Below are 15136 nucleotides of genomic sequence, written 5' to 3' on the forward strand. Positions count from 1 at the left end.
CTCAGCTTTCCCAGCCAGCTTGATAGAGCTTGCCGTGGGCTTTATCCAAGGCTGCACGAACGGCCGGCGAGTGCTGATAGATATCGACGAATTTGATCAGGCGCGGGTCGGTTTTGCTTTTCGGCTGGATCACGAACTGGATCACGTATTCCTTGTGATCGAGGCCGTCGAACAGCAGGGCCGAACCGGCATCGAAGGTCTTCGACAGACGGATGTAGGCCGGGTAGCCCTGGACCAGATCGGCGTCGTCATAGGCGCGCACCAGTTGCACGGCTTCGACCTGAAGGATTTTGATTTTCTTCGGGTTGGCGATGATGTCTTCTTCGGTGGCCTTGTAGCCGACACCCGGTTTGAGGGTGATCAGCCCGGCCTTGGCCAGCAGTTGCAGGCCACGACCGCTGTTGATCGGGTCGTTGGCAATCGCGACGCTGGCGCCTTGCGGCAACTCGTCGAAGCTTTTGTATTTCTTCGAGTAGAGGCCGACGTTGTTGATGATCCCCGGCGCGAACGGCACCAGGTCAAAACCGGCGGCGGCCTTGGCGTTTTCCAGGAACGGGACGTGCTGGAAGTAGTTCACATCAATGTCGCCGGCCGCGAGGCTGACGTTGGGGGCGATCCAGTCGCTGAACTCCACCAGGTCGACTTGCAGGCCTTGTTTTTTCGCTTCCTCGACGGCGGCTTCCAGCGGGATGGCGAAGGCGGCGGTGGTGCCGACCTTCAGCGGCGCGTCGGCAGCGAAGGTGATGGAGCTGAAGAGGCCGAGGGCCAGGGCCAGTGCTTTGACTGGGTGGGAGAGGTGGGTCTTTTTCATGATGGGTTTTCCAGTCAGTGCATAAATTTTGGGTGTTTGGGCGGGCCTCTTCGCGGGCAAGCCTCGCTCCTACAGGTATTGGTCGTTCACAAATGACCGGTACACTCTGAACCTGTAGGAGCGAGGCTTGCCCGCGATGCTTTTAGCGGCGGAACGCGGATCCGGTATGTTGCTCAGGCAAATACGCTTCACCGTGAAACAGCTTTTCTCGCAAGCTGCCGTCGTCATAAGCCGTCTTGTACGACCCACGCCGCTGCAACTCTGGAATCACCAGTTCAATGAAATCCACATAGCTTTCCGGCGTGACAATCCGTGTCAGGTTGAAGCCATCCAGCCCGGTCTCGGCGATCCACGATTCCAGTTCATCCGCCACTTGTTCAGGCGAACCCACCACCGTGATGTAGCGGCCGCCGAGGGCGTGCTGCTCGAGCAATTTGCGCCGGGTCCAGTCGTTGTTTTGCAGGTTTTTGGTCGCTGACTGGATCGCATTGCTCTTCACGTACTGGATCGGTTCGTCGATCTCGTATTCAGAGAAATCGATCCCGGTCGACGCCGAAAAATGCGCGACACCGGCCTCGGCACTTGCATAGCTCAGGTACTCGGCATGCTTGGCCCAGGCCAGTTCTTCGGTGGCGCCGACAATCACGTTCAAGCCCATGAAAACCTTGATGTCTTCGGGATTACGCCCGGCTTCGATGGCGCTGGCGCGGACCTTGTCCACCTGAACCTTGGTCGACGGTTTGTTCTGCCCGCTGATAAATACACACTCAGCATGACGCCCGGCGAACAGCAAACCGCGATCGGAACTGCCGGCCTGAAACAGCACCGGCGTGCGCTGCGGCGACGGCTCGCAGAGGTGATAACCCTCGACCTGATAAAACTCGCCCTTGTGCTCGACCTTGTGCACTTTCGCAGGTAAGGCGTAGATCCGTTGCTGCGGGTCATTCAGCACCGCGCCGTTTTCCCAGCTGCCTTCCCAGAGTTTGTAGAGCACTTCGAGGTATTCATCGGCCTGGTCGTAGCGGCGGTCGTGTTCCACCTGTTCGCTCAGGCCCATGGCTTTGGCGGCGCTGTCGAGGTAGCCGGTGACGATGTTCCAGCCGACCCGGCCGCGACTCAGGTGATCGAGCGTCGACATGCGGCGGGCGAACAGATACGGCGGCTCGTACGTCAGGTTGGCGGTGAGGCCGAAGCCGAGGTTTTTCGTCACCGCGGCCATGGCCGAAACCAGCAACAGCGGGTCGTTGACCGGCAGCTGGATCGACTCTTTCAGCGGCACGTCGACGGAGTTTTGGTAGACGTCGTACACGCCGACGATGTCAGCGATGAACAAGCCGTCGAACAACCCGCGTTCCAGCAACTGCGCCAGTTCGGTCCAGTATTCGATGGTTTTATATTGGGTGGAGGTGTCCCGTGGATGCGTCCACAGGCCATGGTTGATGTGCCCGATGCAGTTCATGTTGAAGGCGTTGAGCAGGATCTTCTTTTTGGCGTTGGCCATCAGATGGTCCCTCGCAACGGAGGGTTTTCATCGTTGAGGTAGTAATTGCCGACGGCGTGATACTTCCAGCGCACCGGGTCATGCAGCGTATGCACCCGAGCGTTGCGCCAGTGGCGATCCAGGCCATGTTCGATCAGCGTCGCCTGGCTCCCGGCCAGTTCAAACAGCGTGCTGCCAGCGGCGAGGGAAATTTCGGTGCTGATGGCGCGGGCTTCGGCGACGGCAATCGAGGCGGCGGCGACGGTCTCGGCGTTGGAGTTGGCCTGGGCCTTGTCGAGGAATTCGCCGGAGCGTTCCAACAGTGCTTCAGCCGCGTGCAAACGGATGCTCAGGTGGCCGAAGCTCTTGATGGTCAGCGGGTCGTCAGTGGCTTTTTCATGGGTGGCGTCAATCCACGGCCGGGTTTTTGTGCGCACGAAGTGCAGCGCATCTTCGTAAGCAGCGCGGGCGATGCCGGTGTCGATGGCGGCGTGAAGAATCTGCGCCAACGGGCCGACTGGAGTCGGGCGCTCGAAGGCACTTTGAAACGGGATGACGTCTTCGGCGGCGACGTAGACGTCTTCGAACACCACCGAACCGCTGCCGGTAGTGCGCTGGCCGAAACCGCTCCAGTCGTCGATGACGGTCAGGCCTTTGCTGTTGTGGGGGACGAACGCCAGTTGCTGCACGCCGTTTTCATCCACGACCGAGGTCGGAATGCGTTGCGCGTAGATCGCGCCGGTTGCGTAGAACTTGCGACCGTTGATGCGGTAGCCGTTGCGCTCTCCATGCAAATCGGGGGTCAGGCTGGTGACGCGGTCGTGGGCGGTTTTGGTGCCCAGTTCCGCCAAGGCATTACCGAAGCGCTGGCCGGCGAGCACTTCGGCGTACAGGCGTTTTTTCTGCGCTTCGCTGCCGTTCACGCGCAGCACTTCGAGGGCGTAGAAATGGTTCTGCGGGATCTGTCCGAGTGAGCCGTCAGCCTGGGCAATCAACGCGATCACTTTGGCCAGGGTGACGTTGGAAACGCCAGCGCCGCCGTACTCTTTGGGCACGCTGATGCCCCACAGACCCGAGCGGGAAAACACTTCCAGCTCCGGGTGCGGCAGACGGCGTTCGCGGTCGCGCAGGGCGCTGTCGCGTTTGAAGTCTTCGGCCAGATCGGTCGCGACGATCAGGGCTTGCTCATCGCTGGTTATGACCGCGATGTGGTGAGAAAGAGTCATGTGTTTCTCCAGAGATCTGGTCAAAAGTGTTCTGGTCGTTAGATCCAGGAATGCCGTGCGGGCAGCGTGCCGTTGAGGTAATAAGCGCCAACAGCGTGGTATTTCCAGCGCACCGGGTCGTGCAGCGTGTGCACGCGGGCGTTGCGCCAGTGGCGGTCGAGGTTGAATTCGGCGAGGGTGGCGCGGCTGCCAGCCAGCTCGAAGAGCTTTTCGCTGGCGAGCAGCGAGATTTCGGTGGTCAGCACTTTGGCTTCGGCCACGGCAATCGAGGCGCACGCGGCGGACTCGGCAGTGAGTGGCGCGGCGTTGACCTGGTCGAGTACTTGCCCGGCCTTGCGCAACAGCGCTTCGGCGGCATGCAGCTCGATTTTCAGTTTGCCGATGTCGGCGATTACGTAGAGGTCGTCGCTGGCCCGTTCGACCTTGGCGTCGATCCACGGCCGGGCGCGGGTTTTCACGAACTCGATGGCGTCGTCGATGGCGCCGCGAGCGATGCCGGCGTCGATGGCCGCTTGAATCAGCTGCGACACGGCGCCCTGGATGTTCGGGCTGTCGTTGATCTTCCAGTTGTCCACCACCAGCTCGGCGTCGACTCGCACGTTGTTGAGCAAAATGGTGCCGCTGGCGGTGGTGCGCTGACCGAAGCCCGACCAGTCATCAACGATGCGCAGGCCCGGTGTGCCACGGCGGACGAAGGCCAGCACTTGCTTGCCGTCGTCGTTCAGCGCTTTGACCGCCACCCAATGGGCGAACAGTGCGCCGGTTGAGTAAAACTTCTGGCCGCTGATGACAAAACCGTCGCCGTCAGCGGTGATCCGTGCCTTGAGTTCAAGGGTGTTTTTGGTGCCGCGTTCTGGCCCGGCATTGCCGATGCGCCAGCCTTCGAGCACGCTTTTGAACAGCTGCTTTTTCTGCGCCTCGGTGGCGCTGCCGAGCACCAGATTGAGGATGCCGAACTGGTTCTGCGGGATCTGTCCCAGTGCCGGGTCCGCCGCGGAAATGATCGCGAAGACCTCAGCGAGGGTGACGAACGAAACCTGTGGGCCGCCGTACTCGCGCGGGATGGCAATGCTGCCTAATCCGCTACAGGTGAACTGTTCGATTTCCGACCACGGCAACTTGCGCTGCCGGTCACGTTTGGCTGCTTGCAGGCGGGCGACTTGCGCCAGCTCATGGGCGGCCTTGATGGCTTGTGCGTCGTTGCGCAAGACTTGCGCGGGCAACAACAACGGGGCGATGTCCAGATCACTCTGAACGATTGCATCTGCCAGACTGGACATCAGTGCCGCTCCTTGGCTGCACGCAATGCCCTGGCGATCTGCACTGGGGTGATTGTGTTCCGGACCATACCTACCTCACATCTCATGGAGTCGCCGCGATGGATGCGGCGAACGAAAATCAAGAATGTCCGGTGGTCCGGTGCATATACCCTAAGCGTGTATAAAAAATTAATAAACTAACTTTTAGGAATATGCATAGAAGGGTGTCGTCGGCCGCCGTTCGTAGGGCAACACCTGTCCTTGTGGTCGCTGGCGAAGCCCTGTGGGAGCGAGTTGTGGCGAGGGGATTTATCCCCGTTGGGTGGCGCAGCCGCCCCAAAATCTTGGGCCTGCTTCGCAGTCCAACGGGGATAAATCCCCTCGCCACAACTCGCTCCCACAGGCTTCGCCAGCTGCTATGGGATCTCAGCGCTTGCGCGGTTCGGCGGCTTTCAATTCCTCTTTGATCGGCACTTTCAGATAAGGATTGGCGCAACCGATCTTCAACCTGCGCGGCGGTGCCCAGCCGGAGTTGTTGCCCACTCGATCGAGGATGCAGTAAGTCACTTCCAGCCGAAGGTCTTCGCCGGCTTCGAGGATGATCGCCGGCGGCACCCAGACCTGAATCGGCTCGCCGATATCCCCAGCCTTGAGCTTCGGCAGGTCCATGCGCATGTCGCCCCAGCGCAGAGTGATTTCGTCGTCGACGGCCATGTTCAGGTAAGGCTCGATGGTCAACGGCACGCCGCGCTTGATCTGGTTCGGATTGACCCCCTGACGGCGAATGGTTTCGGGGATGCCTACCAGTGCCAGGTGTTCGTTTTCGTGACCGCACAGCGTCAGCGGCTGGCCGCCCGGGCAATCGAGCTTGATCTGTAACCGGGTGGCGAGCGACAGCGCCGGCCCTTGTCCGACCTGCATGACGCGGTAGTGAATGCAGGAGGCGCCATTGGCGATGAAGCTTTGCGGCACACGCAGGCTGACAACTTCGCCGACGTCATCGGCCGTGAGGACGCGGGAGGCGACGTAGCAGTTGTCCCAGAACAGTTCGATCAGGTCGCCTTCGTCCATGCCGGGGTAGGGCGCCACGTCGATCAGCAGATGGGCCGCCGACGTGACATTGATGCCGGTCTTGTGAGATTGCGCCAGGGTAGGGGCCGCAAGTCCGGATTTATTCGAGATGCTTGTCATGGGTTTCTCCTTGAAGCCTTGCAGCGAAGTCCGTTTCTGAAAGATCAAAAGGCGTGAATTACCGAGCAACAAAGTTGATCACTATTTGCAAGTTTAAATAATGACTTGGAACGATGGCTGACGCCTGCTGGCGACTAGATAAGAGTGCGCTTGAATAGGTGTCAATAGAGCCGGCTAGTTAAGTAGTGTATTCAGTGTTATTCAGAAAAATCCTACGCTTTGAAGTTAATAAGCCGCATCGCTCTGTCGAATTTGGCCGCGTATTTATCGATTTTCATAGGTGGGTGGCGGCGACCCTGTGCTCGAAGATGGCGTTGGATTTGGCGAATTTTAGCCGAGGTAAATCTGTTGCAGGACATATATATGTACCGCACGTGGCTGTAGAGAATAATCCATTGTTCGAATGAACGATGAGAGAGTGTTGGAAGATTTTTGCAGCGGGGATAGTTGTCACTTCCATCCATGGAAGTTAACAAGTAATGAAGCGATATTAGTGGCTGGCGTTATTCAGGAACTTGCTGAGAAACTGCTTCGTGCGCTCTTCTTTCGGGTTGGCAAACAGCGCCTTGGCTTCGCCTTGCTCGACGATCACACCTTTGTCGAAAAACACCACACGGTTGGCCACGTCCCGGGCAAAGCCCATTTCGTGGGTGACGATGACCATGGTGCGCTTCTCTTCGGCCAGGCTGCGGATGGTCGCCAGCACTTCACCGACTAGCTCCGGATCGAGCGCCGAGGTAGGTTCATCGAACAGGATCACTTCCGGTTCCATCGCCAGTGCACGGGCAATCGCCACACGCTGTTGCTGACCACCGGAAAGGCGTCGCGGGTAGGCGTCTTCCTTGCCCGCCAGGCCAACCCTGGCCAAGAGTTTTTTACCCAAGGCAACGGCGTCGGCGTGCGGGATCTTCTTCACGATGATCGGGCCTTCGATGACGTTTTCCAGGGCGGTGCGATGGGGGAACAGGTTGAAGCTCTGGAACACGAAGCCGACGTGCTGACGCAAGCGCCGCACCAGGCTCTGCTGCTGGTTCAACGGGCGGCTGCCATCGATCTCGATGTCGCCGACCTTGATCCGGCCGCTGGTGGGTTCTTCCAGAAAATTCAGGCATCGCAGGAAGGTGGTTTTACCCGAGCCGCTAGGCCCGATAATCGCCACTACCTCGCCTTCCTTCACTTCCAGATCGATGCCGTTAAGCACTACTTGACCCTTGAACTGCTTTGTCAGTTTTTCCACGACAATCATTGGGTCAGGACTCCTGATCGTGCCGATTGACCCGCTCTTCCAACTTGTTCTGCAGGTGCGAGAGCACCGTGGCCAGAATCCAGTAGATCAGCGCGGCGGCAAGGTACATGGTGAACACTTCGAAGGTGCGTGCTGTGATCAGCTGCGCCTGGCGGAACAGCTCCGGCACCTGGATGGTGGCGGCCAGCGCAGTGTCTTTGACCAGCGAAATGAAGCTGTTGCCCAGCGGCGGCAATGCGGTACGCATCGCTTGCGGGATGATGGCCCGGCGCAGGGTCTGCGCACGGGTCATGCCGATGCTGGCGGCAGCTTCCCACTGACCGCGCTCGATGGAGCTGATCGCGGAACGCAGGATTTCACAGGCGTAAGCGGCCATGTTCAGCGAGAAGCCGATCAGGGCCGCGGGCAGCGGATCGAGCTCCATGCCCAATTGCGGCAAGCCGTAATAGATTACGAACAGTTGCACCAGCAACGGCGTGCCGCGAAAGAACGACACGTAGATACGGGCGATCCAGCTCACCAGCTTGAAGCGCGACAGGCGCATCAGTGCCAGGCCGAAGCCCAGCATGAGGCCGAAGAACATCCCGCCCAGGCTCAAGATGACCGTGAAGTAGGCCCCCTTGAGCAGGAAGGGCAGGGAGTCCAGTGCGAGTTGGAAAGCTTCTTCCATTATTGAGTGACGTCAGCGCTGAAGTATTTTTCCGAAAGCTTTTTCAGCGTACCGTCGGCACGCAGCTTGTCGATGGCTTTGTTCACCGCAGCCAGCAACTCAGGCTCGCCTTTGCGCAGGGCAATACCGGCTTCCTGACGGGAGAACGCTTCGCCGGCGGCGACAGTGTCCTTGGCCTTCCTGGCGTATTCCAGTGCAGCGAGGCGGTCGATCAGAATGGCGTCGATGCGGCCGACGCGCAGATCCTGGAACTTGGTCGGATCATCGTCATAGGTCTTGATAATGGCTTTCGGCTGATTGTCCTTGAGCCATTGTTCGTAGTTGGTGCCCAAGCCTACACCGACTTTCTTGCCGTCCAGATCGGCGGCGGTCTTGATGGTGTCTTTGTTCTTGGTCAGAACCAGCGCCTGAATCCCGGAAACAGTGTACGGCTCGGAGAAGTCATACTTCTTCTTGCGCTCTTCGGAGATGGTGACCTGGTTGATCACCGCGTCCAGACGTCTGGATTCCAGCGCCGCGAGGATGCCGTCCCATTTGGTCGGTTGCAGTTTGACCTTCACACCCAGCTCTTTGGCCAGGGCTTCGGAGAACTCGACTTCGAAACCGGCCAGTTTGCCGTCGGCATCGACGAAACTGAACGGTGGGTAAGTGCCTTCCAGACCGACGTTGATCACGCCCGCGTCTTTGATTTTTTGCAGCTGCTCACCAGCAACCGCTTGCCCCAGCAGACCGGCGCTCAGTGCCAGGCCCAGCGAACCGACCAGCAGATTTCGACGTAGTGCGGAAAAATTCATGACAAGCCCCTGTGTTTTCTTATGAAGACGCTTTTTAGGAATGTTGGCAAAATCGGGATTTGGACGACTGCAATATCCTGCCCTAAAGCAGCGTATGCGTCTCGCTGCAAATTCGCCTGCGGCGTGACTATATGATGGCGCCTTTAGATAGGAAAATAATAAATATTCAGTTTGTTATTCTTTATTTGCATATTAGATTCACGCGATCTCGTGTTCGAGATCGTTCCCACGCTCTGCGCTCATCGCTCTCCATTTTTCCGAGTTTCCAAAATACTTGAAAACAGAGTTATGTAGAACGATGAGCGCAGAGCGTGGGAACGATCGCTGATCACTACAGGAATTCTTTGTAGGCAAACAACGCCGGCGCCCCACCGGTGTGCAGGAAGATGATCGGGCCGTCATTGAAGCGCTGACGACCGATGCCGTCGAGCAACCCGGCCATGGCCTTGCCGGTGTACACAGGATCCAGCAACAAACCTTCCTGACCCGCCAGCAGCTTCACCGCCGCGAGCGTCCCGGCATTCGGCTCGCCGTAGCGTGGACCGAAATACTCGTCCCACAGTTCGATCTTGAAACTCGCCGGCAGGCTCACGCCCAGCAACTCGGCCGTGCGCTCGGCCAGGCCCTGGACTTTCGGGCGCTGATCTTCATCGCTACGGGAAACCGTGACACCAATCACTGGCAAATCCGGCAGTACTTCACTCAGTGCCAGCGCCAGACCACTGTGGGTGCCGGCACTGCCCGAGGCCAGAACCACGGCGGCAAATTCCAGGCCGGTGTCCTTGATCTGTTCGGCCAGTTCCAAACCGGCGCGCACATAACCCAAGGCGCCCAGTGCGTTGGAGCCACCAATTGGCACCAGGTACGGTTTCTTGCCGTTGTTGCGTAGACGATCGGCCAAGGCTTGCAGTTGCTCGTCGGCGTTGTCGAGGTTTTCCACCAGCTCGACCTTGGCATCGAACAGGTCGAGCAACAGCCGATTGCCGTTGCCGAGATAGTTGGGGTCGTCGGTGCCCAGCGGGTTTTCCAGCAGCGCTATGCAACCCAGGCCAAGTTTGGCTGCAATGGCGGCGGTCTGACGCACGTGGTTGGACTGAAGCGCGCCAGCGGTGATCAACGTGTCGGCGCCCTGTGCCAAGGCATCGGCCGCCAGGTATTCAAGTTTGCGCAGCTTGTTGCCGCCCATGGCCAGCGGTGTCAGGTCATCGCGTTTGACGTACACATCGCGGCCGAGCCAGGTCGACAGGCGTTCGAGTTTTTCAAGTGCGGTAGGGTGGCCGAGAAGGTCGAGGCGGTTAAAGCGGGCAAGCTGTTGTTTGATCATGGGTCCGTACTGGCCAAGGAAGATGTCAGGACTATAGGCACGCCAATATGCGTGGGCAACCGCCAATCGCTTATATCCGAAAGTGAAGAACACAGCACAATTGGTTCTTAATTCGGCTTCAAGACCTTGCCGTAAAGTAATCGCCGTCAGCGTGGCCAGGCAGTCCGGCCGCCCGCCCGTGAGGAGTTTTTACCGTGAGCGAACGTTCAAGCCATTGGCAATTGCAGACCATCGTCAGCCAACTGCGTACAGCGCGCGACCAGTGGCGCGCACAAAACGGCCGTGCCAGCGGCGAGCAGGGCGGTCGCGAGTTGCCTTCGCGGGCAGCCATGGCGGAGATTCTTGAAGCGCTGTGCGGTGCCCTGTTCCCGATGCGTCTGGGACCGGTGGATTTGCGTGAGGAGAGTGAAGACTTCTACGTCGGCCACACGCTGGACGTCGCCTTGAATGCGTTGCTGGCGCAGGCGCGACTCGAACTGCGTTACGCCGCTCGCCACAGTGCCGAGGCCGACACCGAAGTCGAGGCCAAGACCATTTCGATCATTCAGGACTTCGCCCTCGCATTGCCGGGGCTGCGCAGCTTGCTGGACACCGATGTGCTGGCGGCCTATCACGGCGACCCGGCGGCCCGTAGCGTCGATGAAGTGTTGCTCTGCTATCCGGGCATTCTGGCGGTGATCCACCATCGTCTGGCACACCATTTGTACCGCGCGGGGCTGCCGCTGTTGGCACGGATCAGCGCGGAAATCGCCCACTCGGCCACCGGTATCGACATTCATCCAGGCGCGCAGATCGGTCGCAGCTTCTTCATTGATCACGGGACCGGTGTGGTGATCGGCGAGACGGCGATCATTGGTGAACGCGTGCGGATTTATCAGGCCGTGACGCTGGGCGCCAAGCGCTTCCCGTCGGATGAGGACGGCCAGTTGCAGAAGGGCCATCCACGGCATCCGATTGTTGAGGATGATGTGGTGATCTATGCCGGCGCGACGATTTTGGGGCGGATCACCATCGGCAAGGGATCGACCATTGGCGGCAACGTCTGGCTGACCCGCAGCGTGCCGGCCGGGTGCAACCTGACGCAGGCGAATTTGCAGCATGATGATGGGACGCAGAAGTAAGCCCTGAAATCTCGGCTGATTGACCCGGCCTCTTCGCGGGCAAGCCTCGCTCCTACAGGGTCTGTGTCGAACGACAATTTTGTGAACGACACAAAACCTGTAGGAGCGAGGCTTGCCCGCGAATGGTTTTAAGCCGAACCCAAATACTGGCATTTAGATAATTTCCCTCTGAACGAATCCTCCAAATCCCCCGTCATACCCATCCTTGAGCTAGCGTAGGAAAGTGACCGCCGAGCCCTGCGATTAGTCCTTAGCACCCTATTCATGTTTAACTTGAACGCTCATTCAAGTTAAACCGCCGGTTTGCTGCCCGTTCACAACAGGAGGCTTGCCTTGCCGAGTCCGTTATTGATTGACCTGTTTCACCCTTTCGAGGTGCACCTTTCATGAGTGCATCGTCCCTCCCTCCAAGCGGCCAGGTCCGCATGAATCCGCCGGTGTTTTACTTCTCGGCGACGTTTATTTTGCTGTTCGGCATCGTCGTCATCGCCATGCCTGAACAGGCCGGTGCCTGGCTGCTGGAAGCGCAAAACTGGGCGGCCAACACGGTCGGCTGGTATTACATGCTCGCGATGACCTTGTACCTGGTCTTCGTGGTGGTCACCGCCTTGTCCGGCTACGGCAAGATCAAGCTCGGTGCCGACCACGACGAGCCCGAATTCAGTTACCTGTCCTGGGCCGGCATGCTGTTCGCCGCCGGGATCAGCATCACGCTGTTCTTCTTTTGCGTGTCCGAACCGCTGACCCACTTGGCGCAACCGCCTCAAGGCGAAGCCGGCACGGCAGATGCGGCGCGTCAGGCGATGCAGATTCTGTTTCTGCACTGGGGCCTGCACGGCTGGGGGGTGTTCGCTTTCGTCGGCATGGCCCTGGCCTATTTCGCCTACCGTCACAACCTGCCGCTGGCCTTGCGCTCGGCGCTCTATCCGCTGATTGGCAAGCGCATCAACGGCCCGATCGGTTACGCGGTGGACGGCTTTGGCATCATCGCCACGGTGTTCGGCCTCGGCGCCGACATGGGCTTTGGCGTGTTGCACCTCAACTCGGGTCTGGACTACCTGTTCGGCATCGCTCACACCCAGTGGATTCAGGTCGGGCTGATCACGCTGATGATGGGCGCGGCGATCCTCGTGGCGGTGTCCGGCGTCGACAAGGGCGTGCGCGTGATGTCCGACATCAACATGCTGCTGGCCTGTGCGCTGCTGCTGTTTGTGTTGTTTGCCGGGCCCACGCAGCACTTGCTCAACACCTTGATCCAGAACATCGGCGACTACCTCGGCGCCTTGCCGATGAAGAGTTTCGACCTGTACGCCTACGACAAACCCAGCGACTGGCTGGGCGGCTGGACCGTGTTTTATTGGGCCTGGTGGATTGCATGGTCGCCGTTCGTGGGCCTGTTCATCGCACGGATTTCCCGTGGCCGGACCATCCGCGAATTCGTCTTCGGCGTGCTGTTGATTCCGCTCGGCTTCACCCTGGCGTGGATGTCGATCTTCGGCAACAGCGCCATCGACCAGGTGCTCAACCACGGCATGAGCGCGCTCGGCATGTCGGCCATCGACAACCCGTCGATGACCCTCTACCTGCTGCTGGAAACCTATCCGTGGAGCAAAACGGTCATCGCGGTGACGGTGTTCATCAGCTTCGTGTTCTTCGTCACATCGGCCGACTCCGGCACCGTGGTGCTGTCGACGCTGTCCGCCAAGGGCGGTAATCCGGATGAAGACGGGCCGAAATGGCTGCGAGTGTTCTGGGGTGCGATGACGGCGCTGGTGACCAGTGCGCTGCTGTTCTCCGGCAGCATTGATGCGCTGAAATCAGCGGTGGTGCTGACCTCGTTGCCGTTCTCGCTGATCTTGCTGCTGATGATGTGGGGGCTGCACAAGGCGTTCTATCTGGAGTCGCAGAAGCAGATCGCGCAGCTGCATTCCCTGGCGCCGGTGTCCGGCTCGCGGCGTGGCGGCTGGCGTCAACGCTTGACCCAGGCCGTGCATTTCCCGTCTCGCGATGAGGTTTATCGCTTCCTCGATACGACGGTGCGCCCGGCGATTGAAGAAGTCTCGGCGGTGTTCGTCGAAAAGGGTTTGAACGTGGTCACTCAGCCGGATCCGGCCAACGACAACGTCAGCCTGGAAATCGGTCACGGCGAGGAGCATCCGTTTATCTATCAGGTGCAGATGCGTGGCTACTTCACGCCATCGTTTGCCCGTGGCGGCATGGGTTCCAAGGAACTCAACAACCGTCGTTACTACCGGGCAGAAGTGCATTTGAGCGAGGGCAGTCAGGACTACGATCTGGTGGGTTACACCAAGGAGCAGATCATCAACGACATCCTTGATCAGTACGAACGGCATTTGCAGTTTTTGCATTTAGTGCGTTGATCGAGAACCGGTGGCGCCGGGCCCTTTTCAGGTCTCGGCGCTCAACACCATGAACAGCACCATCGCCGCCACCGGCACGCCGAATACGGCGCTGCCGACTACCAGCTCCGTGCTAAAGGGCTGGCCAGCACTGACCATGCCGACTGCACCGTTGATCAACGTCAGCGCGAACCACAGCATGACAAAGCTGTAGGTCAGGGTCTGGCGGCTGAAACCGATTTTCTCGCCGATAAACAGCATCAGCGCCAGCAGGATCAGGCCGAAGGTGATGATGATGGTGGTGTGCATGGTGTGTTCCGCCCTTCAGGTGTGTGTTGCCTTTGAGTCGGCACTGCGGTGTCAGTGTGAGCTTAGTTAAAACAGCCCGCCATTGACCAGAGCATGGGAACGATCATCTATGAAACGTTTCAGCATTTTCTCGAGTCAGAGGTTTATCGGCGTTTGTCTGGGCGTATGCTGGGCAACTTGCGAAGCAGTCGATACCACATTCAAAACAGACAAGAGAGGATTCGATGACCTACACCGCTGCCGAAAACCGCTATGACTCCATCCCTTACCGCCGCGTGGGGCGAAGCGGGCTGGTGCTGCCGGCACTGTCTCTGGGCCTGTGGCACAACTTTGGCGACAGCACGCCGATCGACACCCAGCGTTCATTGCTGCGCACCGCGTTTGATCTGGGCATCAATCATTTCGACCTGGCCAACAACTACGGCCCTCCGTACGGTAGCGCCGAGATCAATTTCGGTCGTTTGCTGCGCGAAGACTTCAAGCAGCATCGCGACGAGCTGATTATCTCGAGCAAGGCCGGTTGGGACATGTGGGCCGGCCCTTATGGACAGGGCGGCGGTTCGCGCAAATACGTGCTGGCCAGCCTTGATCAAAGCCTGCAACGCCTGGGTCTGGACTACGTGGACATCTTCTACTCCCATCGCTTCGACCCGGACACGCCGCTGGAAGAAACCGCCAGCGCACTGGCCACCGCCGTGCAACAGGGCAAGGCGCTGTACATCGGCATCTCGTCCTACTCGGGGGTTAAAACCCGTGAAATGGCTGCGTTGTTGAAAGAGTGGAAAGTCCCGTTGCTGATTCACCAACCGGCTTACAACCTGCTCAATCGTTGGGTGGAAAAAGACCTGCTCGATACGACGGACGAACTCGGTACGGGTGTGATTGCGTTCACGCCGCTGGCTCAGGGTTTGTTGACTGACAAGTACCTCAACGGTGTGCCGGCGGATGCGCGGGTCAATCGTCCGGGCGGTGGTTCGTTGCAGACATCGCACCTGTCCGAAGCCAACATCGCTCATGTGCGTGCGCTGAATGAGATCGCCAAGCGTCGCGGTCAGAGTCTGGCGCAGCTGGCATTGGCCTGGACGTTGCGCGATCCGCGGGTGACTTCGGCATTGATCGGTGCGAGCCGTCCGGAGCAGATTGTCGAGAACGTCGGGGCGTTGAAGAATTTGAGCTTTAGCGCGGAGGAATTGGCGGAGATTGACCGGTTTGCCCAAGAGGGTGGGGTCAATCTTTGGGAGAAACCTTCGACGGCTGAATAAGCGCTCGGCGCCGGGTCTTCCGGCGCCTGTTCCGGCCTCTTCGCGAGCAAGGCTCGCTCCCACAGTGGATTTGCGTCAGGCAC

At 59.2% G+C, this 15136-nt stretch carries 13 protein-coding genes; 3 read left to right on the forward strand and 10 right to left on the reverse strand.

All coding sequences use genetic code 11. The features are described 5' to 3' along the window. Position 1: 1 nt before the first annotated feature. From ACYZTM_RS16440 to ACYZTM_RS16480, 9 genes are all read right to left on the reverse strand, one after another. The gene (locus ACYZTM_RS16440; RefSeq protein ID WP_131060547.1) at positions 2 to 811 is read right to left on the reverse strand and encodes a MetQ/NlpA family ABC transporter substrate-binding protein; all 810 of its coding nucleotides are present in this window, start codon (positions 809 to 811) and stop codon (positions 2 to 4) included. A 142-nt stretch (positions 812 to 953) separates the two neighbouring features. After that, positions 954 to 2312: an LLM class flavin-dependent oxidoreductase gene (locus ACYZTM_RS16445; RefSeq protein WP_461983485.1), complete on the reverse strand. Its 1359-nt coding sequence runs from the start codon at positions 2310 to 2312 to the stop codon at positions 954 to 956. Further along, positions 2312 to 3517: an SfnB family sulfur acquisition oxidoreductase gene (locus tag ACYZTM_RS16450; protein ID WP_131060549.1), complete on the reverse strand. Its 1206-nt coding sequence runs from the start codon at positions 3515 to 3517 to the stop codon at positions 2312 to 2314. The genes ACYZTM_RS16445 and ACYZTM_RS16450 overlap by 1 nt, the downstream gene beginning before the upstream one ends. A gap of 38 nt (positions 3518 to 3555) precedes the next feature. Next, on the reverse strand, positions 3556 to 4797 hold the full coding sequence (locus ACYZTM_RS16455) for an SfnB family sulfur acquisition oxidoreductase (RefSeq protein WP_461983488.1): 1242 nt from the start codon (positions 4795 to 4797) through the stop codon (positions 3556 to 3558). A 405-nt stretch (positions 4798 to 5202) separates the two neighbouring features. Beyond that, positions 5203 to 5967, reverse strand: a complete 765-nt coding sequence (locus ACYZTM_RS16460) for a hypothetical protein (RefSeq protein ID WP_461983490.1) — start codon at positions 5965 to 5967, stop codon at positions 5203 to 5205. 490 nt (positions 5968 to 6457) lie between these two features. Then, positions 6458 to 7213 carry an L-cystine ABC transporter ATP-binding protein TcyN gene (gene tcyN / locus ACYZTM_RS16465; RefSeq protein WP_131060552.1) on the reverse strand — a complete coding sequence of 252 codons (756 nt, stop codon included), beginning with the start codon at positions 7211 to 7213 and terminating at the stop codon, positions 6458 to 6460. A 4-nt stretch (positions 7214 to 7217) separates the two neighbouring features. Beyond that, on the reverse strand, positions 7218 to 7883 hold the full coding sequence (tcyL, locus tag ACYZTM_RS16470) for a cystine ABC transporter permease (protein WP_084318303.1): 666 nt from the start codon (positions 7881 to 7883) through the stop codon (positions 7218 to 7220). Beyond that, entirely contained in the window at positions 7883 to 8677 is a 795-nt protein-coding gene (gene tcyJ, locus ACYZTM_RS16475) for a cystine ABC transporter substrate-binding protein (protein WP_461983493.1), read from the reverse strand. Before tcyJ ends, tcyL begins: the two co-directional genes overlap by 1 nt. Before the next feature lie 331 nt (positions 8678 to 9008). Continuing rightward, on the reverse strand, positions 9009 to 10001 hold the full coding sequence (locus tag ACYZTM_RS16480) for a D-cysteine desulfhydrase (RefSeq protein ID WP_131060554.1): 993 nt from the start codon (positions 9999 to 10001) through the stop codon (positions 9009 to 9011). A 194-nt stretch (positions 10002 to 10195) separates the two neighbouring features. Between ACYZTM_RS16480 and epsC the strand changes: the two genes are divergently transcribed. Together epsC and betT are read left to right on the forward strand one after the other, a co-directional pair. Further along, positions 10196 to 11122, forward strand: a complete 927-nt coding sequence (gene epsC / locus ACYZTM_RS16485; RefSeq protein ID WP_131060555.1) for a serine O-acetyltransferase EpsC — start codon at positions 10196 to 10198, stop codon at positions 11120 to 11122. A 425-nt stretch (positions 11123 to 11547) separates the two neighbouring features. Then, positions 11548 to 13503, forward strand: a complete 1956-nt coding sequence (gene betT / locus ACYZTM_RS16490) for a choline transporter BetT (RefSeq protein WP_165557453.1) — start codon at positions 11548 to 11550, stop codon at positions 13501 to 13503. Between the two features lie 27 nt (positions 13504 to 13530). Here betT and ACYZTM_RS16495 read toward each other — a convergent pair whose 3' ends face one another. Beyond that, positions 13531 to 13791, reverse strand: coding sequence for a hypothetical protein (locus ACYZTM_RS16495; protein ID WP_131060557.1), 261 nt, complete (start codon positions 13789 to 13791; stop codon positions 13531 to 13533). Between the two features lie 224 nt (positions 13792 to 14015). Here ACYZTM_RS16495 and mgrA point away from each other — a divergent pair, with 224 nt between their 5' ends. Further along, complete coding sequence (gene mgrA / locus ACYZTM_RS16500; RefSeq protein WP_461983495.1) at positions 14016 to 15053, forward strand: L-glyceraldehyde 3-phosphate reductase; 1038 nt, start codon at positions 14016 to 14018, stop codon at positions 15051 to 15053. The last annotated feature ends 83 nt before the right edge of the window (positions 15054 to 15136 follow it).

It is taken from the genome of Pseudomonas sp. MDT2-39-1, from assembly GCF_054898085.1.

Coding starts and splice junctions, on each gene's coding strand:
- ACYZTM_RS16440 (WP_131060547.1), bottom strand. CDS start 811: ATGAAAAAGACCCACCTCTCCCACCCAGTCAAAGCACTGGCCCTGGCC.
- ACYZTM_RS16445 (WP_461983485.1), bottom strand. CDS start 2,312: ATGGCCAACGCCAAAAAGAAGATCCTGCTCAACGCCTTCAACATGAAC.
- ACYZTM_RS16450 (WP_131060549.1), bottom strand. CDS start 3,517: ATGACTCTTTCTCACCACATCGCGGTCATAACCAGCGATGAGCAAGCC.
- ACYZTM_RS16455 (WP_461983488.1), bottom strand. CDS start 4,797: ATGTCCAGTCTGGCAGATGCAATCGTTCAGAGTGATCTGGACATCGCC.
- ACYZTM_RS16460 (WP_461983490.1), bottom strand. CDS start 5,967: ATGACAAGCATCTCGAATAAATCCGGACTTGCGGCCCCTACCCTGGCG.
- tcyN (WP_131060552.1), bottom strand. CDS start 7,213: ATGATTGTCGTGGAAAAACTGACAAAGCAGTTCAAGGGTCAAGTAGTG.
- tcyL (WP_084318303.1), bottom strand. CDS start 7,883: ATGGAAGAAGCTTTCCAACTCGCACTGGACTCCCTGCCCTTCCTGCTC.
- tcyJ (WP_461983493.1), bottom strand. CDS start 8,677: ATGAATTTTTCCGCACTACGTCGAAATCTGCTGGTCGGTTCGCTGGGC.
- ACYZTM_RS16480 (WP_131060554.1), bottom strand. CDS start 10,001: ATGATCAAACAACAGCTTGCCCGCTTTAACCGCCTCGACCTTCTCGGC.
- betT (WP_165557453.1), top strand. CDS start 11,548: ATGAATCCGCCGGTGTTTTACTTCTCGGCGACGTTTATTTTGCTGTTC.
- ACYZTM_RS16495 (WP_131060557.1), bottom strand. CDS start 13,791: ATGCACACCACCATCATCATCACCTTCGGCCTGATCCTGCTGGCGCTG.
- mgrA (WP_461983495.1), top strand. CDS start 14,016: ATGACCTACACCGCTGCCGAAAACCGCTATGACTCCATCCCTTACCGC.